Source organism: Diplocloster modestus (assembly GCF_019042245.1).
Taxonomy (GTDB): domain Bacteria; phylum Bacillota; class Clostridia; order Lachnospirales; family Lachnospiraceae; genus Diplocloster; species Diplocloster modestus.
In genome coordinates, this window is the sequence record NZ_JAHQCX010000007.1 from 39,828 (window position 1) to 59,051 (window position 19,224).

At 49.7% G+C, this 19,224-nt stretch carries 14 protein-coding genes and 1 pseudogene; 13 read left to right on the plus strand and 2 right to left on the minus strand.

Annotation, left to right across the window (positions count from 1 at the left end):
• Positions 1–10: 10 nt before the first annotated feature.
• Together KTH90_RS11680 and KTH90_RS25315 are read right to left on the minus strand one after the other, a co-directional pair.
• Positions 11–6,190 (minus strand): LamG-like jellyroll fold domain-containing protein, encoded by a 6,180-nt coding sequence (locus KTH90_RS11680; RefSeq protein ID WP_238726847.1) that lies wholly within the window; start codon positions 6,188–6,190, stop codon positions 11–13.
• Positions 6,191–6,416: 226 nt separating this feature from the next.
• Positions 6,417–6,623 (minus strand): annotated as a pseudogene (locus KTH90_RS25315) (manganese catalase family protein); the annotation flags it as partial.
• Between the two features lie 237 nt (positions 6,624–6,860).
• Here KTH90_RS25315 and KTH90_RS11690 point away from each other — a divergent pair.
• The 13 genes from KTH90_RS11690 to KTH90_RS11750 all read left to right on the plus strand — a co-directional run bounded on the left by KTH90_RS11690 (position 6,861) and on the right by KTH90_RS11750 (position 19,202).
• The gene (locus KTH90_RS11690; RefSeq protein ID WP_002578441.1) at positions 6,861–7,175 is read left to right on the plus strand and encodes a YdcP family protein; all 315 of its coding nucleotides are present in this window, start codon (positions 6,861–6,863) and stop codon (positions 7,173–7,175) included.
• A gap of 21 nt (positions 7,176–7,196) precedes the next feature.
• On the plus strand, positions 7,197–7,574 hold the full coding sequence (locus KTH90_RS11695) for a YdcP family protein (protein WP_118263303.1): 378 nt from the start codon (positions 7,197–7,199) through the stop codon (positions 7,572–7,574).
• A gap of 2 nt (positions 7,575–7,576) precedes the next feature.
• Positions 7,577–7,822 carry a hypothetical protein gene (locus KTH90_RS11700; RefSeq protein ID WP_103900071.1) on the plus strand — a complete coding sequence of 82 codons (246 nt, stop codon included), beginning with the start codon at positions 7,577–7,579 and terminating at the stop codon, positions 7,820–7,822.
• A 23-nt stretch (positions 7,823–7,845) separates the two neighbouring features.
• The gene (locus KTH90_RS11705; RefSeq protein ID WP_103900072.1) at positions 7,846–9,243 is read left to right on the plus strand and encodes an FtsK/SpoIIIE domain-containing protein; all 1,398 of its coding nucleotides are present in this window, start codon (positions 7,846–7,848) and stop codon (positions 9,241–9,243) included.
• Positions 9,244–9,394: 151 nt separating this feature from the next.
• Positions 9,395–10,618 carry a MobT family relaxase gene (mobT, locus tag KTH90_RS11710; RefSeq protein ID WP_103900074.1) on the plus strand — a complete coding sequence of 408 codons (1,224 nt, stop codon included), beginning with the start codon at positions 9,395–9,397 and terminating at the stop codon, positions 10,616–10,618.
• A 51-nt stretch (positions 10,619–10,669) separates the two neighbouring features.
• Positions 10,670–10,891, plus strand: a complete 222-nt coding sequence (locus tag KTH90_RS11715) for a hypothetical protein (protein WP_002570387.1) — start codon at positions 10,670–10,672, stop codon at positions 10,889–10,891.
• A 129-nt stretch (positions 10,892–11,020) separates the two neighbouring features.
• Positions 11,021–11,515 carry an antirestriction protein ArdA gene (locus KTH90_RS11720; RefSeq protein WP_103900082.1) on the plus strand — a complete coding sequence of 165 codons (495 nt, stop codon included), beginning with the start codon at positions 11,021–11,023 and terminating at the stop codon, positions 11,513–11,515.
• 25 nt (positions 11,516–11,540) lie between these two features.
• The gene (locus KTH90_RS11725; RefSeq protein ID WP_370764339.1) at positions 11,541–12,029 is read left to right on the plus strand and encodes an antirestriction protein ArdA; all 489 of its coding nucleotides are present in this window, start codon (positions 11,541–11,543) and stop codon (positions 12,027–12,029) included.
• A 90-nt stretch (positions 12,030–12,119) separates the two neighbouring features.
• Positions 12,120–12,512 (plus strand): conjugal transfer protein, encoded by a 393-nt coding sequence (locus KTH90_RS11730; protein WP_005427021.1) that lies wholly within the window; start codon positions 12,120–12,122, stop codon positions 12,510–12,512.
• Positions 12,496–14,946, plus strand: coding sequence for a conjugal transfer ATPase TcpF (tcpF, locus tag KTH90_RS11735; protein ID WP_118263305.1), 2,451 nt, complete (start codon positions 12,496–12,498; stop codon positions 14,944–14,946). Before KTH90_RS11730 ends, tcpF begins: the two co-directional genes overlap by 17 nt.
• A complete protein-coding gene (locus KTH90_RS11740) occupies positions 14,946–17,276 on the plus strand; it encodes a CD3337/EF1877 family mobilome membrane protein (protein ID WP_238726849.1) in 2,331 nt (776 codons plus the stop codon). Before tcpF ends, KTH90_RS11740 begins: the two co-directional genes overlap by 1 nt.
• Positions 17,273–18,277 carry a bifunctional lytic transglycosylase/C40 family peptidase gene (locus KTH90_RS11745; protein WP_011861916.1) on the plus strand — a complete coding sequence of 335 codons (1,005 nt, stop codon included), beginning with the start codon at positions 17,273–17,275 and terminating at the stop codon, positions 18,275–18,277. Before KTH90_RS11740 ends, KTH90_RS11745 begins: the two co-directional genes overlap by 4 nt.
• A 16-nt stretch (positions 18,278–18,293) precedes the next feature.
• Positions 18,294–19,202, plus strand: a complete 909-nt coding sequence (locus KTH90_RS11750) for a conjugal transfer protein (RefSeq protein ID WP_103900078.1) — start codon at positions 18,294–18,296, stop codon at positions 19,200–19,202.
• Positions 19,203–19,224: the final 22 nt, after the last annotated feature.

Genomic DNA, 19,224 nt, shown 5'->3' on the forward strand with positions numbered 1-19,224 from the left:
GCATACGCTTTCAGCATTTTCTTCTCCTCCGGTACAGAATCTGGGCCGAAACTGCCCCGATCGCCAGCAGTACCAGCAGTATCCACACAAAGGTGTTCGCGCTGTCTCCCGTGGATGCACCTTTTGCGGTACTCGCAGAATCATCGGAACTCTGTCCGCCGCCGCCCGAACCGTTGGAATCATCGGACGGGTTGGACGTCTTGTCCTTGAGCCCCCGGATGGCTGTTTCAAGTGTAGCTTTCGCAGCATCCACCTCCTGCCGTGTGGCCTCTGTCTTATTAAGGACAGCCAGCGCAGCGTCACGGGCGGTTACAAACTGGTTCCAGCTCTCCTCCGTATAGTTCCCCTGCTTTTTATCTTTATGCTGGTCATAGAGAGCTTTTAATAGTGTTTTGTCCACAGCGGTCTGTGCGATCTGGAGCTTGTCGATGGCTTCTGAGAGTGCTTTGTGCGCATCGTCCACGCTCTTCTGGGTCGCCTTCTTATCGTTCAGTACCAAGAGTGCTTTTTCAAGCTTATCCCGGAACAGATTCCAGCTCTCTCCGGTATAGGAACCCTGCTTTTTGTCCTTATTATCATCATAAAGCTTCTGAAGTTTCGATTTATCTACGACAGCGGGTTCTTCCTTTTCTGTCAGTGCGTCGATCGCGGCCTGCAGCCTGCCCACTTCCACATTGAGCTCATCAGCCGTGGTAATCCGGTCTACTGCCTCTTCCGCCTGCCTGATGGCTGCCTGCAGCGCGTTGTAGGTGTCATCCGTATGATTGCCTTTTTGGATGGCTTTCGCCTGGGCGATCAAGTCGGTCAGTGCGGATTTATCAAATTCAGCCGGTTTGTTTTTCTCATAGAGTTCTTTCACTTTTTGGTCAGATATGGAGGTACTGTAGAACAGGATCTCATCCATCATGCCCTTGAAGCTGTTCATGGCCTCACCGCCTGCATTATTCCGGCATCCGCCGATCCACATCATATAAGGGCTCTGACTCTGGTCCACACCCGCTTTGGTATCAAACGCAACTGGTTCGCCGTTTAAGTACAGGACGAATTTATCTCCATCTCTGACGACAGCAAAGTGGTTCCACTGATTCGCAGTGACTTTCTTATCACCACTCGCTAATTCCACGACGATCTCCGTCTCAGAGTCATGGCCGGGATAGGACCCATCCCCATTGTTCGCGGCGAATTTAAGCTCTCCTTTTTCCACCGTGAGATTATAGCGCCAGCCGTCATAGGTATCCCGCATCTGAGAGACCAGGGACTGAATCCGGTTCGTATCTTCCGGCTTAAACCAGCCGCTGATGGAATATTTGTTCAGATCTTTGACAATCTCACCCACATCCACATAGTTGTTCCTACCGTCGAAGCACAGACCATTTCCGGATACGCCGGGCTTGCGTTCCACGGTGTCACCGGCGATAGCTCCGTTTACTCCATAGATGGAATCCACAGCGGTCTTTCCGCTCTCTTCTTCAAACTTAAATTCTCTTAAAGGTCCATAAGTTACTTTCGTCTGTGCAGGGGTAATGACATTGCCTGACAGATCTTTTACATTTTTAATAGTAATCACGGTTTCCACAAACGGTTCCAGTGGATTCGCAAGGGTCAGCATGACGGTCCGGTTGTCATTGAGCAGTTCAGCTTTGGCCACGGTATTCGCGGATGCGTTTGTCCTGCCGGCAGCACTGGTGATGGTATAGTTATTGCCATCATTTGCCGTTTCCCTGGTCACGGATTCGTTAAATTCCACCTGCACCTGGGTGCTGGAAACAGGTATGGAATTCTGGATGACCGGGCCTGCCGTATCCGGTACCGTGCTCACCTTCACAGCCGATTTCTCCCCGTTCACGGTGTTATGCACGGCGGCGACCTCAAAGTCATAATCTTTTTCGGATTCCAGCGTTTTGTCTGTATACTGATTCGTAAAGGTCTTACCGATGTATTCCCCGTTCCGGTAAATATGATATTCTTTTACATTCATTCCGTCCATCTGTACCGCGTCCCAGGTCAGCGTAACCTCACTGGAAGAGATGGCACTGATCGCCAGATTCTTTGGTGCCGGGATCGATACATCAGCCACATCAGACGGCACCTGTTCCGGATCATAGATCGTAAGCCAGGTGTAAGTACTGGGTTCCATGGTCAATTCAATCTCGATATCGCCGTTGGAGTCAATGGTGTATTCTTTCCCGTTCATATCACCGATGCACACAAAGGCTTTTTTATCCGTTGGAACCGCATTTACCTCGGGAATCTCAGGTACCGAAGGTGTCTTGTCCTGATAATTGGCCCCCATATGTCCGATGGGGCCGGAGGTGCGTGTCGGAGGTGTCAGCCGGTAATGGGAGCCTTCCATGGGCGCAGGCGCGGATGTGCGGTCGGTAAGTCCCGTAAAGTACAGCGGAATCTTGACCTTCTGCGTCACGGTCCCGCCGGTCTGGTTAAAGAAAGCTGCCAGTCCCTTCTGCTCATACTCCGGGGACGCATGGACAAAGCCGTCGATCGCCGTGGTGTTCATACTCTCGATGTCGACCGGTACAGGCGGCGCGATATGTATGATATCAGCCCCTAGGATATCGCGGTACTTGTTGTAGAATCTCCCCCAGGTTTCGATCACATTTTCCGACGGACTGAACTTACCGTCATCTTCCTGATACAGCCCGTTTCCTCCGCGGTAGGAACCTATGACACCGCTCATCATGTTCATGCCCACCATAAAGTCGTAGGATTCTATTCGTTCGTTATAAGGCCAGAAGGAGGAATCACCGCCGCCCCCATAAGGTGAGAGAGGTACCAGAGTCCAGCCCATGGCCGGTGTCTTTTCAAAGGTCCCGTAATAGGACATCTGTCTGCCATAGATCAGCTGCGCCGCATGCGGAACGTTAAAGCCCGGCTCAGCATATCCCATAACCGCCATATTGGCACCCGCCAGGAAATTCCAGTCGGGGGAATTGATGTATACGTTGCGCGCCCGAAGCTCCCGGTAGAAGTCACGGATCGCGTATTCCCACTGTTTGACTACGGAGTCCTCCGCGCCCTCATGGCCGGAATGATCCGAATGGGTACAGATCGCGCCGGGGAACGGCCCATCCACTTCCAGACAGTCAAAATCAGTAGCGTCAATAAATTTCAGTGTGTTTTCCAGTGTATTGTGAGCTTCCGGCCCGTTCATACACCGCATGGTACCCCAGGTGCCGTCCTCATTGGATTCGCTTTGATCCCCTCTGGCCGCCTGCATGACATAGGCCCCCAGAAGAATATTCTTTGAGTGGGCATATTCTGTCAGCGCTTTGAATTTATCGATATTTCCCTGGGAGATATCTTCCACGTTGGCTCCGGATCCAAAGGACATCAGAACCATGTTGAAGCCCGCATTGGCCGCCTGGTCAATGCCCCATCTCACCGTATCCGGGTTGGAGCTGATCAGATGATAGATGAGCGGTGCGTCCAGCGTCTGCGGGAACAGGACGCGGTACATTTTTTTGACCTCCAGAGTCTGCCACTCGAAATAACTGCTGCTGTGGAACAGTTCATACAGCTGATGGGATTCGAAGGTCTCCCCGTTTTTCAAGCGGTAATTCGGCCCGAAGTTTTCAAAGTCGTATTTTCCCATCTTGGCACTGTTGTTCTCAGCATCCACCGCATAGCTGCTGATAATCAGACCATTGGCATCATCCACATCTTCCCACTGTTTGAAGATATACTGTCCGTTGTTTCTGTCATGGTTGTCATTGCCCATGTTCATGTTGGAGTCCATATAGAGGGCATCCTGCAGGCTTCTGGGCGCAGGCAGCACCTCTGTGGACATGCGGTGAACCACCACATCATTTTCTCCGGTGTTGGTCACATTGACAACCTTGCTCATGGCCGGAAGTCCGTCATAGATCTCATAGCGGACCTGCACCTTCACACCCGCAAACTTCGCATCTGCAGTGTCGGGCGCCGTGAAATTGACGACGAGAGCCTTGCCCTTGGCCGGCCACGGCGTGTTTTTCATGGACGGAGGCGAGATTCTTTCGTCGAATTCCCAATGGAATGGTTCTTTCGTACTGTCTTCGATCTGATAATTCTCGTATTGGAACGTGGGGATGGTTTCATCTGTACCGCCCACATCGAACAGGGTATCGGACGCCGTATCCTTATCCACATACTGATCATTCAGCGCCATCCGGATGTCTGCCTGGAGATTTCCTTTGTCCAGCATGCTGATACCGGTATAAAGGTTCTGATAGTCAACAGTCAGAAAGTTTTGGTTTATGTCAAACACTCGTTTTACAAGTCCGTTGGATATCGTAACCTTTCCATCCTGCTCCTGAATGTCGGACGGGGTGCTGACTTTACCCGCCGCCCAGTATTCCATGCCGCTCTCCGAAGCTCCGCCTTCCAGGTCCTGGGCCACCGAATAGGTGTATTCCGCTGCCAGGTTTGCAATTCCTTTTTCATTGACAACAGCACCGGCCAGAATTTTATAGGTGTAGGAACCGCCCGGAACCAGTTTTTCCGTGGATTTTACCACCAGCGTTTCCATCCCGTCGACCGTGTCATCCTGTTCCTCCAAAGCCGACTCTGCAGCCACAGGGTTTCCTTCCCCATCATAGATCTGAACCGGCTCCGTTCCCGTGGACAGTCCCATATTATAAGAGATCTGTATCCTTCCTTCCGGGCTGATCAAAGAGCCTTCCTTCGGGTTGACTGCACTCACTTCCGGCGGAAGCTTATCCTTAATGCCCACGGTGGCCTCTTCCACCTGCTCCTGCGTCAGGGCTTTATCGTAGATCCTGACGTCATCCAATCTTCCCTTAAATGCGTGTCCGTTGAATATCCCGGTGCCATCCGCATTATAACCGCATCCAATCAGCATATTTACCGGATTCGTACTCAGGTCTGTGGTGGCGCCTCCTCCTGTGCTGATCAGCTGGCCGTTAATGTAAAGGCAGGTCTTCTGTTTGTTGCCGGTAACCGTAATATTTGTCCAGTCACCAAAAGTAAATGTGCCTGCTGGAGCCCCTACACCGGCGCCGTCCAGTGAGCAGTCTATGGTTCCCTCCCTGCCGCTGTCTCCTCTTATCGCAATGTAGAAGGAATGCTCTCCAACCGTTGTCCGGTCCCGTCCAAATATCTTATTCAGATTATTCGCCGCGCCTTTTTCCAGGAAAGCCCAAGCAGAAAAGGTGTACTCTGTAGTGACCGCCGGATTGCCCACGTCTGCATAAGCGGTCTGGCCGTCAAACCGGATGGATTTGTCAAAGATACCGAAATCATCTACCTCGCAGGTACCATAGATCGGATATTCCGCGTTATCCATGTCATTGATAATGACTTTTTTTCCGCTGTTTTCACCGCTGCCGTCAATTATTTCATCCATGGCGAACTTGTACAGGGGATCCGGCAATGTGACATCGCCTCCGCCTCCCTCTCCTGTGCCGGATACATCAGCCAAATCTTTGATTTCATCCGCGGAAAGGGATCGGTTATAGAGTTTCAGGTCATCCATCAGCCCCTTGAACATATGCGGCTGGAACGGTCCGTCTCCCTGCTCATTCCAGCAGGTGCCGACCAGAAGCCCCAGATCCCATTCATCCACAGGACCGGGTGTCTGTGTGACTGCCGCGGCTTCCCCGTTGATATACAGCGTCTGTGCCGTTCCATCATTGGTCACAGCCACGTGCTGCCAGGAACCAAGTGCGACAGTCCCGGCACCGGTCTCGGTGTAACCGGGGCATTCGGCTTCCAGCTTTCCATTGTTCCGGATGCGCAGGCCCAGCTCTTTCTCATCCGGTACTGCGGTGCGTGCCCTTCCGGTGATCCGGCTGAGTCCATTGGGACTGGAATCAATATTTACCCATGCGGCGACCGTGAGCTGTCCGGTGGTAAACTGGTAATCCTGCCCCAGATTGATGTAATTTGTACTTCCGTCAAGCCTTAAGGCCTGTCCGTGTCCCTCTTTGCCTTCCTCCAGCACGGCAGGGTTCCCCTCCACCTGATATGCCTGATTATCCGCTTTGTTGATAATGGCTCCATCATTCATGGAATCCATATCCAGATCAACTAATGGGCCGTCATTCAGACTGGCTGGGGCGATTCCTCCCGGATCAGCCGGTGATTCTTCTGCTGCCGCCGACATGGACATACCGCTGCATGATATACAGACAGCCAGCAGAACTGCTAACAACTTTCTACACTTCTTCAACACAAATGCCCTCCTCTTTTTATTTTCTCCATTATAGCAAGTACATCCTCTAAAATATTTAGACTAATTTTTCACATTTTGTGGATAATTTTTACAGGGCAGAGGGGGAAGCTTGAGAATATTAGAAATTTTGTACAGCAACAGCTCAAAAATGGTTATTGAAGCAATAAAAGCACCAAAAAAGCAGCAACGCCGAATATTCTTCAGCGCCGCTGCTTTTCATCTCTTATTATTTGCAGCAATTCATATTGTCAAATGCTGGGTTAACCGCATAGAAATTCTTGGAGTCCAGATGCTCCTGCACGATTCTCAGGGATTCACCGAATCTCTGGAAATGTACAATTTCCCGCTCTCTCAGGAAGCGGATGGGTTCCACAATTTCCGGATCTTTGATCAGGCGAAGAATGTTATCATAGGTGGTTCGGGCTTTCTGCTCTGGCACGACCTTGTAAGTACAACATATACAAAAATATAGAGGGTAAAGCAGATATTCCGCCTTTCCAGTGTATCAATTCAGACGTTCAGAAATGAGCGTCTATTTTTTTACCCTAAAACCAGAAAGGACGTGATACCACGAAGAAATCACCACCGCCGGAGCGTTCCCCTCCGCTTCCAGACCAGAACCCAAAAACAACTATCAAACACAACATTCAGAAAGGACAGGTACATCTATATGGAATTAAAATTCGTTATCCCCAACATGGAAAAAACATTCGGCAACTTGGAGTTTGCCGGAGAAGACAAAACAGAACAGAGAAGAATCAACGGACGCATGGCGGTACTCTCTCGCAGCTTCAACCTTTATTCAGACGTACAGAGGGCGGATGATATTGTGGTTATCCTCCCTGCCGAAGCCGGAGAGAAACATTTTGACTTTGAAGAACGTGTAAAGCTCGTCAATCCCCGTATCACCGCAGAGGGCTATAAAATCGGCACAAGGGGCTTTACCAACTACATTTTGCACGCTGACGATATGGTAAAAGCATAAGGAAAAGGAGGACATCAGACTATGAGATTAGCAAACGGAATCGTGATTGACAAGGAAGCAACATTCGGGGCATTGAAATATTCTGCCCTCCGCCGTGAGGTTCACCTCCAGAATGAAGACGGCTCGGTATCAGAAGAAATCAAGGAGCGTACCTATGACTTAAAATCCAGAGGACAGGGGCGTATGATTCAGGTTTCTATCCCTGCCAGCGTGCCATTAAAGGAGTTCGATTACAACGCAGAGGTGGAACTTATCAATCCAGTGGCAGATACCGTGGCAACGGCTACCTTTCAGGGAGCAGAGGTGGACTGGTACATCAAGGCTGATGATATTGTTCTGAAAAAAGGTGCTGCCATGAATCCGCAATCACCAAAGAAAGAACCGCCAACAGAAAAATAAGTATGGACGCAATTACTGGATATGAAGAATACGAACAGGACTTCCGGCTGGTTTCTCTGCCGGAATACTGCTGGATGGCAGGTCAGCTTCTTATCGAAGCCCTAGAAGATTATCAGCCGCCGGAAAATCTGGCAGTTTATATGCCGGAATGTCTGTGCAGGGAGTTGTCCGGCTATACTTTTTTATTTCAAGCCCATATGGAAGACAACAAGAAAGGATATTCGCTGCTTTATATGGGCTATTTTTAATCACGGAAAGGAGGATTGTTCCCATGAAACAGCTTTTCCCCCGTGGAAAACGTATCCGCCCCACGGATAAAGACCTTGTGTTCCATACTGCCCTTGCCGCCCTGTTCCCTGTCTTCCTGCTGGTTGTCCTGCTGTTTCATATCCGGCAGATTGCCGGAACCAACTGGCAGGAAGTGTCCCTTTCCCAGATAGCACAGGACATAAATATCCCTTACCTGTTATTCAGCATGGGCGTGGCAGGGCTGGTGTGTCTTACAGCAGTTCTTCTGTTCTGGCGATACCGCAGGGACGAAGTAAAGCAGCTCATCCACCGCCAAAAGCTGGCAAGGATGGTGTTGGAAAACAAGTGGTATGAATCGGAGCAGAGAAAGGAAGACGCTTTTTTCAAGGACTTGTCTTCCAGCCGTTCCAAAGAAACCATCACTTATTTTCCCAAAATCTACTACCGGATGAAACAGGGCTTGCTCCATATCCGTGTGGAAATCACCTTGGGGAAATATCAGGAGCAGCTCTTACACTTGGAGAAAAAGCTGGAAAGCGGCTTGTACTGTGAGCTGACGGATAAGGAATTAAAGGATTCCTATGTGGAGTACACCCTGCTTTATGATACCATTGCCAACCGTATTTCCATTGAGGATGTACAGGCAAAGGACGGCAGGCTCCGGCTTATGGAAAATGTCTGGTGGGAGTATGACAAGCTCCCCCATATGCTCATTGCCGGAGGAACCGGCGGCGGAAAGACCTACTTTATCCTGACCCTCATTGAAGCCCTGCTCCGCACCAACGCCGTCCTGTTCGTATTAGACCCGAAGAACGCCGACCTTGCAGATTTACAGGCGGTTATGCCGGATGTGTACTACAAAAAGGAAGATATGCTCGCCTGCATTGACCGTTTCTATGAAGAAATGATGAAACGCAGCGAAGACATGAAGCTCATGGAGAATTACCGGACAGGGGAAAACTACGCTTACTTGGGGCTTCCGGCAAATTTCCTTATCTTTGATGAATATGTGGCATTTATGGAAATGCTCGGCACAAAAGAAAATGCCGCTGTCCTCAACAAATTAAAACAAATCGTTATGCTTGGGCGGCAGGCTGGCTTCTTCCTGATTCTCGCCTGCCAGCGTCCGGACGCAAAGTATCTGGGGGACGGAATCCGTGACCAGTTCAATTTCCGTGTGGCTCTGGGGCGGATGTCGGAAATGGGCTATGGAATGATGTTCGGGGAAACCACAAAGGATTTCTTCCTAAAGCAGATAAAAGGGCGTGGCTATGTGGATGTGGGAACCAGTGTTATCTCAGAGTTTTACACGCCCCTTGTGCCAAAAGGACACGATTTCCTCAAAGAAATAAAAAAGCTCATAGACAGCAGGCAGGGAGTGCAGGCGGCGTGCGAAGCGAAAGCCGCAGAAACGGACTGACCTGCTGTGGCTGGTGTGCCGCAAGGCACGCCAGCATGAACCCCTCGTATCTAACAGAGGGGTACAAATCGACAGGCAATAACCAAACAACAGGGCAGAATCCCACGGTACACAAGGGATTTTCCCATATCCGGCGTATGTCAACAAGGCTCTGAAAGTTGACATACGCTTTTTTAGACAGGAGGGATTTTCACTGAATGAAGAAACATGGGTACGGAACATCAAAGAGAAACGGGAAAGTTACGGTATCTCACAACAGAAACTTGCCCTAGCTGCCGGAATCACCCGTCCGTACCTGAGCGATATTGAAACGGGCAAGGCTCACCCATCCGAAGCATTACAGGAAGCCATCACGGAAGCTCTGGAACGCTTTAACCCAGACGCTCCCCTTGAAATGCTCTTTGACTATGTGCGGATTCGCTTTCCCACTACAGATGTGAAGCATATCGTGGAAGACGTGCTGCGGCTAAAGCTGCCTTACTTTATCCATGAAGACTACGGCTTCTACTCTTACACGGAGCATTACTATCTTGGGGATATTTTCGTTTTGGTATCGCCGGAACTGGAAAAAGGGGTGCTGCTGGAACTGAAAGGGCGTGGCTGCCGCCAGTTTGAAAGCTATCTGCTGGCACAGGAACGGAGCTGGTATGAATTTTTCATGGACGTTCTCATGGAGGACGGCGTGATGAAGCGGCTTGACCTCGCTATCAATGACAAAACGGGAATCCTGAACATTCCCCATCTGACAGAGAAGTGCCGGAATGAGGAATGTATCTCGGTCTTCCGCAGCTTCAAAAGCTACCGCAGCGGCGAACTGGTACGGCGTGAGGAAAAAGAATGTATGGGGAACACCCTGTATATCGGTTCCCTCCAAAGTGAGGTGTACTTCTGCATTTACGAAAAGGACTATGAGCAGTACAAAAAGCATGATATTCCCATTGCGGACGCAGAGGTAAAGAACCGCTTTGAAATCCGGCTGAAAAATGAGCGTGCCTTTTACGCCATCCGTGACCTGTTAGAACATGACAATCCAGAACGGACAGCTTTTCAAATCATCAACCGCTATATCCGGTTCGTGGACAGGGACGATACGAAGCCCCGTTCTGACTGGCGTATCAATGAGGAATGGGCGTGGTTTATGGGGGAACACAGGGGAAGTCTGAAACTGACAACGAAACCGGAACCCTATTCCTTTGAACGCACCCTGCACTGGCTCTCCCATCAGGTAGCCCCCACGTTAAAGCTGGCTCTCCGTCTGGATAAGATGAACCACACCCAGATTGTCCATGACATCATCACCCATGCAAAGCTGACGGAGAAGCACGAAAAAATCCTGAAGCAGCAAGCCGCCGCTGCAAAGGAGGTGGTGCTTTAACGGTGGCAATTTTGGAACCTAAGAACTCTTACAGGAAAGAAAGGAGCTTTTATGAATTTCGGACAGAATCTTTACAACTGGTTTTTATCCAACGCCCAGTCCCTTGTGCTGCTGGCAATCGTGGTGATTGGACTGTACCTCGGATTTAAGAGGGAATTTTCCAAACTTATCGGCTTTTTAGTAGTGTCCCTTGTAGCGGTTGGTCTGGTCTTCAATGCGGACGGTGTAAAGGACATCTTACTGGAACTGTTTAATAAGATTATCGGTGCATAGGAAAAAACATATTACACTTCCGTTATGGAGCAAGCTCTGATTGCTTCATGGCGGAAGTCCACTAGGGGCTTGGGGAGCGTAACTCCCCAAACAACCTGACAGAGAAAGGACGTGATACTGATTGAGGAAATGAAAATCTACATCCTGAACACCACAAGGTTTTACCATGAGGATTTTGAGGAATATCCGGGGGCATGGTTTTCCTGCCCCGTGGATTTTGAAGAAATCAGGGAACGTCTTGGGGTTCAGAGTGAGGAAGAAATCGAAATTGAAGACTATGAGCTGCCGTTTCCATTGGAGGGCAACACAAGGCTCTGGGAAATCAACGCCCTTTGCCGGATGGTACAGGAAATGCAGGGAACGCCTCTCTATTATGAAATGGATGTGGTACAAAAGCGGTGGTTTTCCAGCTTTACGGAATTTATCGACCACAAAGACCAGATACGCTGCTATCCGGTGCAGGACGGAGAATCCCTCGCCCATTATCTGGTGCAGGAGATTCAGGTATTCGGAGAAATACACCCAGACTTAATGAACCATATCGACTACGCTGCCATTGGTCGGGAGCTGGAAACCAGCGAAAACTACCTGTTTACGGACAATGGTATCTTTTATTACCGCTAAAAGGAGGTGAAGGAACTTGGAAGAAATGCGGATTTACATTGCCAACTTAGGAAAATACAATGAGGGCGAACTGGTAGGGGCATGGTTCACGCCGCCTGTGGATTTTGAGGAAGTCACGGAACGTATCGGCTTGAATGATGAATATGAGGAATATGCCATCCATGATTATGAGCTGCCCTTTGCGATTGACGAATATACCCCCATTGAGGAAGTCAACCGCCTGTGTGAAATGGTGGAGGACTTACCGGAATATATTCAGGAGGAACTATCAGAGCTGCAATCCTACTTTGGCAGTATCGAAGAACTCTGTGAGCATGAAGACGATATTATCTGCCATTCCGGCTGTGACGATATGGCGGATGTGGCTCGCTACTATCTGGAAGAAACCGGACAGCTTGGGGAACTTCCGGCACACTTACAAAACTATATCGACTATGCCGCCTATGGGCGTGACATGGAATTGGAGGGAACCTTTGTTGTCACGAACCACGGCGTATATGAAATCTTACGGTAGACCCGTCTGTATCTCCTTTGGGAAATGCAGGCGGATTTTTTATTCAGGGGCGGCTTTGGCTGCCCCCATCTTTTAGAAAGGACGGACAACATGAAAAAAATACGAAGCTATACCAGTATCTGGTCGGTGGAAAAGGTACTCTATTCCATCAATGATTTTAAGCTGCCATTCCCCATCACGTTCACACAGATGGCGTGGTTCGTGGTATCGGTGTTTGCAGTTATGCTCTTGGGGAACCTCCCTCCCCTTTCGTTCATTGACGGGGCATTTTTAAAATACTTCGGCGTACCCTTTGCCCTCACTTGGTTCATGTGCCAGAAGACCTTTGACGGGAAGAAGCCTTACGGCTTCCTGAAATCCGTACTGGCATATCTGGTACGCCCGAAACTGACCTATGCAGGAAAGCCCGTGAAGCTGGAAAAGGAATATCCGGCACAGCCCATCACGGCAGTAAGGAGTGATATTTATGGCATATCCGATTAAATATATCGAAAATAACCTTGTGTTCAACCATGACGGGGAGTGCTTCGCTTACTATGAGCTGCTTCCCTACAACTATTCCTTTTTAAGCCCTGAACAGAAATATCAGGTACACGATTCGTTCCGGCAGCTTATCGCCCAGAACAGGGACGGAAAGATTCATGCCCTGCAAATCAGCACCGAATCCAGCATACGGGCGGCACAGGAACGCTCCAAACAGGAAGTGACGGGCAAGTTAAAGGATGTTGCCTGTGCAAAGATTGACGCACAGACCGAAGCCCTGATTTCCATGATAGGGGAAAATCAGGTAGACTATCGCTTTTTTATCGGCTTCAAGCTGCTTGTCAATGAGCAGGAAGTCACCATGAAACAGTTCCGCAGGGAAGCAAAGACCGCCGTTTCCAATTTCCTCCATGAAGTCAACCACAAACTCATGGGGGATTTTGTTTCCATGAGCAATGAAGAAATCTGGCGGTTTCAGAAGATGGAAAAGCTGCTGGAAAGTAAAATCTCACGCCGCTTCAAAGTCCGGCGGCTTAACAAGGACGATTTTGGCTATCTGATTGAGCATTTATACGGGCAGACCGGAACCGCCTACGAAGATTATGAGTATTATCTTCCGAAGAAACGGTTTCAGGAGGAAACGCTGGTGAAATACTATGACCTCATCAAACCCACCCGTTGTCTGATAGAGGAAAACCAGCGGTATCTGAAAATCGAACAGGAAGACGGGACAGTTTATGCCGCCTACTTTACCATCAACAGCATTGTAGGGGAACTGGACTTCCCATCCTCGGAAATCTTTTACTATCAGCAGCAGCAATTCACTTTTCCCATTGATACCTCTATGAATGTGGAGATTGTGACAAACCGGAAAGCCCTCTCCACGGTGCGGAACAAGAAAAAAGAGCTGAAAGATTTGGACAACCACGCATGGCAGAATGACAGTGAAACCAGTACAAACGTGGTGGACGCTTTAGACAGCGTAAATGAGCTGGAATCCACCTTAGACCAGAGCAAGGAATCCATGTATAAGCTGTCCTATGTGGTGCGTGTGACAGCTCCCGACTTGGAAGAACTGAAACGCCGCTGCAATGAGGTGAAAGATTTTTATGACGATTTGAACGTGAAGCTGGTTCGCCCCTTTGGGGATATGCTGGGGCTGCATGGGGAATTTCTCCCTGCCAGCAAACGGTATCTGAACGATTACATCCAGTATGTCACCAGTGACTTCCTCGCTGGTCTTGGTTTCGGAGCAACCCAGATGTTGGGGGAACCAGAGGGTATTTATATCGGGTACAGCCTTGATACAGGAAGAAATGTGTACTTAAAACCTGCCCTTGCCAGTCAAGGGGTAAAAGGCTCTGTTACCAACGCCCTTGCTGCCGCTTTTGTCGGCTCCCTCGGCGGTGGAAAATCATTCAGCAACAACATGATTGTCTATTATTCCGTACTATTTGGGGCACAGGCTCTCATTGTTGACCCGAAAGCGGAACGGGGACGCTGGAAAGAAACCCTGCCGGAAATCGCCCATGAAATCAATATCGTAAACCTGACCTCAGAGGAACAGAACAGGGGCTTACTTGACCCCTATGTGATTATGGAGAACCCAAAGGATTCCGAATCACTGGCAATCGACATCCTGACCTTTTTAACCGGCATTTCCAGCCGTGACGGGGAAAAGTTCCCTGTTCTTCGGAAAGCCATCCGTGCAGTGACAAACAGTGAGGAACGGGGACTTTTCAAAGTGATTGAGGAACTTCGGGCGGAGGGAACCACCATCAGCACCAGCATAGCCGACCATATCGAATCCTTTACGGACTATGACTTTGCACACCTGCTCTTTTCGGATGGGGATGTCACACAGTCCATCAGCCTTGAAAAGCAGCTCAATATCATTCAGGTGGCGGATTTGGTGCTGCCGGATAAAGAAACCTCGTTTGAAGAATACACCACAATGGAGCTGCTTTCCGTGGCAATGCTCATTGTAATCAGCACCTTTGCCCTCGACTTTATCCACACCGACCGCAGCGTGTTTAAGATTGTGGATTTGGATGAAGCATGGAGCTTCTTACAGGTGGCACAGGGCAAGACCCTCTCTATGAAGCTGGTTCGTGCCGGACGTGCCATGAACGCAGGCGTTTACTTTGTCACCCAGAACACGGACGATTTGCTGGATGAAAAGCTGAAAAACAATCTGGGCTTGAAGTTTGCGTTCCGTTCCACAGACATCAACGAAATCAAGAAGACCCTCGCCTTTTTTGGGGTGGATTCCGAAGATGAAAACAACCAGAAGCGGCTCCGTGACTTGGAAAACGGGCAGTGCCTTATCAGTGATTTGTACGGGCGTGTGGGAGTGATACAGTTCCATCCTATCTTTGAAGACCTGTTCCATGCCTTTGATACCAGACCGCCCATGAGAAAAGAGGTGGATTGATGGTGATACATAGAACTTCCAACGGGCAGCAACTCCCTGTTCCCTATTCAGCAAAAAAGGGCTTGTCTTGGAAAATAGCAGGAAAATTGATTGGCAGGGTGCTTCTGGCACTCCTGCTCATCCTCCTGTTGCTTGCAGTCTTCGGCACAGCCGCCCACGCTGCCGGACTGGTGGATGATACGGTGGACGCTGCCAACGAATACAGCAAATACCCTCTGGACAACTACCAGCTTGATTTTTATGTGGACAGCGGATGGGACTGGCTCCCGTGGAACTGGCTGGACGGTATCGGAAAACAGGTGATGTACGGGCTGTATGCCATCACAAATTTTATCTGGACAATCAGCCTGTACCTTTCCAACGCCACAGGGTATCTGATTCAGGAAGCCTACTCGTTGGACTTCATTTCCTCTACGGCGGATTCCATTGGGAAAAATATGCAGACCTTGGCAGGCGTTACCACAGGCGGCTTGTCCTCGGAGGGATTTTATATCGGGTTCCTGCTGATTCTCATTCTGGTGGTGGGGATTTACGTTGCCTACACAGGGCTTATCAAACGGGAAACCACAAAAGCCATCCATGCCGTTGTGAATTTCGTGGTGGTGTTCGTGCTGTCCGCTGCCTTTATCGCCTATGCTCCTGATTATATCGGGAAAATCAATGAATTTTCCGCAGACATCAGCAATGCCAGCCTGACCCTTGGCACAAAGATTGTGCTGCCAAACTCGGAAAGCCAGGGAAAAGACAGTGTGGATTTGATACGGGACAGCCTGTTTTCCATTCAGGTCAAACAGCCGTGGCTCCTGCTGCAATACGGCAACTCGGATGTGGAAAGTATTGGGGCTGACCGTGTGGAACACCTGCTCTCAACCAGTCCAGACGAAAACAACGGGCAGGACAGGGAAGAAATCGTGGTGGAGGAAATCGAAGACAGGGAAAATACCAACCTTACCATCACAAAGACCATCAACCGCTTGGGAACCGTCTTCTTCCTGTTCATGTTCAATATCGGTATCTCCGTTTTTGTATTCCTGCTCACGGGGATAATGATTTTTTCACAGGTGCTTTTTATCATCTACGCCATGTTCCTGCCTGTGAGCTTCCTCCTTAGCATGGTTCCCTCTTTTGAGGGGATGTCCAAACGTGCCATTACAAAACTGTTCAATACCATCCTTACCAGAGCCGGAATCACCCTGATTATCACGGTAGCGTTCAGCATTTCCACCATGCTCTACAACCTGTCTGGGGAATATCCGTTCTTCCTGACGGCGTTCTTGCAGATAGTGACCTTTGCCGGAATTTATTTTAAGCTGGGGGATTTGATGGGGATGTTCTCCTTACAGAGCGGCGATTCCCAAAGTATGGGGAGCCGTATCATGCGAAGACCCCGTATGCTCATGCACGCCCATATGCACCGTTTACAGCATAAGTTAGGGCGTTCTGTGGCAGCTCTTGGGGCTGGAACGGCTGCATACCACGCAGGGAAACAAGCTAGCCCAGACCAGAGAAATGCTTCCAACTTCGGTACTTCCAAAAATACACAGGCAGACCACACCCGACCAAACGGACGGGCAGCACCAGAAAAGGAATCTGCATGGAAACGGGCTGGCTCTGCTGTGGGTGCGGTGGCAGATACCAAAGATAAGATAGCCGATACTGCCGGACAGCTTCGGGAGCAGGCAAAGGATTTGCCTGTCAATGCAAAGTACGCCCTTTACCACGGGAAAACACAGGTATCAGAGGGAGTACGGGATTTTACTTCCAGCGTGACCCAGACCCGAACTGCCAGAGCCGAACAGCGGAACGCACAGGCAGAAAGCCGCAGACAGACCATTGCAGAACGCAGGGCGGAACTGGAACAGGCAAAACAGCCGCAACAGACAGCTTCCGAATCCCCCAAAGGGGCGGCTCCCGTCCATGAACGCCCTGTTACTGCAAAGCAGCCGGAAGATTTCCGACATCATGCAGATACCACTCATACAGGAAAACCAGCCATGCAGCCGGTTTCCCCATCCATCAGGGAACGGGGACAGGTTCCTTATGGGGGAACTGTGGCAGAACGGGCTTCGGTTCCGGTAGTAAAGGCAGCTTCCATCCACCATGAACAGATACCGTCTGCAAGGACAGAACGCCAGATACTCCCTCCGGCTTCCCCAGACAAACCAGAGGAAAGACAAAAGGCAAATACGGCTCCTGTGATACCGGAAAGAAAACGGGCTGCCCCTGCGGTAAAAGAATCGAACTTTACCATCCGGCGTACCACCGCCAGAAAGGAGTGGACAAAAACGGTAACAGCGGCTGCCAAACAAAAGAAAGGGGAGAAACCATGAAGTTAAGACACCTTTTCTTTGCCTGTTCCGGCGTGTTCGTGATGATGTTCTCCCTGCTCCTTTTGGTGGTGATTGTCTTCTCGGATGAGGAAGACGGCGGAAGCGGCGGAAACCTTATCTATGGGGGCGTGAGCGTATCACAGGAAGTCCTCGCCCATAAGCCTATGCTGGAAAAGTATGCAAGGGAATATGGCATAGAGGAATACTTAAATGTGCTGCTCGCCATCATTCAGGTGGAATCCGGCGGCACGCTGGAAGACGTTATGCAGTCCTCGGAATCTCTGGGGCTTCCCCCGAACTCCCTTAGTACAGAGGAATCCATCAAACAGGGCTGCAAGTATTTCTCGGAACTGCTCGCAGCGGCAGAAACAAAGGGCTGTGACTTAAACAGCGTGATTCAATCCTATAATTACGGCGGCGGTTTCCTAGACTATGTGGCAGGACACGGAAAAAAATACACCTTTGAACTGGCAGAAAGCTTCGCAAGGGACAAATCCGGCGGAAAGAAAGTCACCTACACCAACCCTGTTGCGGTAGAGAAAAACGGGGGCTGGCGGTATTCCTATGGAAATATGTTCTATGTCCTCTTGGTATCGCAATACCTGACCGTGGCACAGTTTGATGATGAAACGGTACAGGCTATCATGGAGGAAGCCTTAAAGTATGAGGGATGGACATATGTGTATGGGGGCGATTCCCCCTCCACTTCCTTTGACTGTTCGGGACTGGTGCAGTGGTGCTATGGCAAGGCAGGAATCGCCCTGCCACGGACAGCACAGGAACAGTACAATGTGACGCAGCACATCCCCCTGTCCGAAGCAAAAGCAGGGGATTTGGTCTTTTTCCACTCCACCTACAACGCCGGAACCTACATCACCCATGTGGGGCTGTATGTGGGAAATAACCGGATGTACCATGCCGGAAATCCCATTGGTTACGCAGACCTGACAGGCTCCTACTGGCAACAGCACCTTGCCGGAGCCGGACGAATCAAACAATAAGAAAGGATGAACCGATATGATTCAGATTAGAAAAGAGGATAACCAGAAAAAGCAGAAAGAAAAGAAACTGAAAGTTTACAAAGTCAATACCCACAAAAAAACCGTGATTGCCCTGTGGGTGCTGCTGGCAATGAGCTTCCTGTTTGCCGTCTATAAGAATTTCACGGCGATAGACATTCATACTGTCCATGAAACCAAAGTGATTGAGGAAACCATCCTCGACACTCACAAGATAGAAAACTTTGTGGAGAATTTCGCAGAAGTCTACTATTCATGGGAACAGTCTGCCGCTTCCATTGATAACCGGACAAACGCTTTAAAAGGGTATCTCACCGGAGAACTGCAAGCCGTGAATGTAGATACTGTCCGAAAGGACATCCCCGTATCGTCTGCCCTCACCGACTTCCAGATATGGGAAATCACAGAAGAAAAGGAGCAGCATTATCAAGTAACCTATACGGTGGAACAGCGTATCACAGAGGGAGAATCCAGTAAAACCGTCCGTTCCGCCTATCAGGTGACCGTCTATGTGGACAGTTCTGGGAACCTGACGATTATCCAGAACCCAACCATTACCAGCGTTCCCGTAAAATCCGGCTACACTCCAAAAGCGGTACAAAGTGACGGTACGGTGGATTCCATCACCACGGAGGAAATCAACGAATTTCTCACTACCTTTTTCAAGCTGTACCCTACGGCAACCGCAAAGGAGCTGACCTATTATGTGAATGAGGGCGTGCTGAACCCTGTGGGGAAAGAATATATCTTCTCGGAACTGGTAAATCCTGTCTACAACCGAAACGGAAATCAGGTGACAGCTTCCCTTGCAGTAAAATATCTGGATAACCAGACCATGACAACACAGGTATCGCAGTTTTACCTTGTGCTGGAAAAGAACGGGGAAAACTGGAAAATTGTGAAATAGTTATAGAGAAACGTGCATTTCT

Coding starts and splice junctions, on each gene's coding strand:
- KTH90_RS11725 (WP_370764339.1), top strand. CDS start 11,541: ATGCGGATTTACATTGCCAACTTAGGAAAATACAATGAGGGCGAACTG.
- tcpF (WP_118263305.1), top strand. CDS start 12,496: ATGGCATATCCGATTAAATATATCGAAAATAACCTTGTGTTCAACCAT.
- KTH90_RS11745 (WP_011861916.1), top strand. CDS start 17,273: ATGAAGTTAAGACACCTTTTCTTTGCCTGTTCCGGCGTGTTCGTGATG.
- KTH90_RS11750 (WP_103900078.1), top strand. CDS start 18,294: ATGATTCAGATTAGAAAAGAGGATAACCAGAAAAAGCAGAAAGAAAAG.
- KTH90_RS11690 (WP_002578441.1), top strand. CDS start 6,861: ATGGAATTAAAATTCGTTATCCCCAACATGGAAAAAACATTCGGCAAC.
- KTH90_RS11715 (WP_002570387.1), top strand. CDS start 10,670: ATGAATTTCGGACAGAATCTTTACAACTGGTTTTTATCCAACGCCCAG.
- KTH90_RS11700 (WP_103900071.1), top strand. CDS start 7,577: ATGGACGCAATTACTGGATATGAAGAATACGAACAGGACTTCCGGCTG.
- KTH90_RS11720 (WP_103900082.1), top strand. CDS start 11,021: ATGAAAATCTACATCCTGAACACCACAAGGTTTTACCATGAGGATTTT.
- KTH90_RS11730 (WP_005427021.1), top strand. CDS start 12,120: ATGAAAAAAATACGAAGCTATACCAGTATCTGGTCGGTGGAAAAGGTA.
- KTH90_RS11695 (WP_118263303.1), top strand. CDS start 7,197: ATGAGATTAGCAAACGGAATCGTGATTGACAAGGAAGCAACATTCGGG.
- KTH90_RS11705 (WP_103900072.1), top strand. CDS start 7,846: ATGAAACAGCTTTTCCCCCGTGGAAAACGTATCCGCCCCACGGATAAA.
- KTH90_RS11740 (WP_238726849.1), top strand. CDS start 14,946: ATGGTGATACATAGAACTTCCAACGGGCAGCAACTCCCTGTTCCCTAT.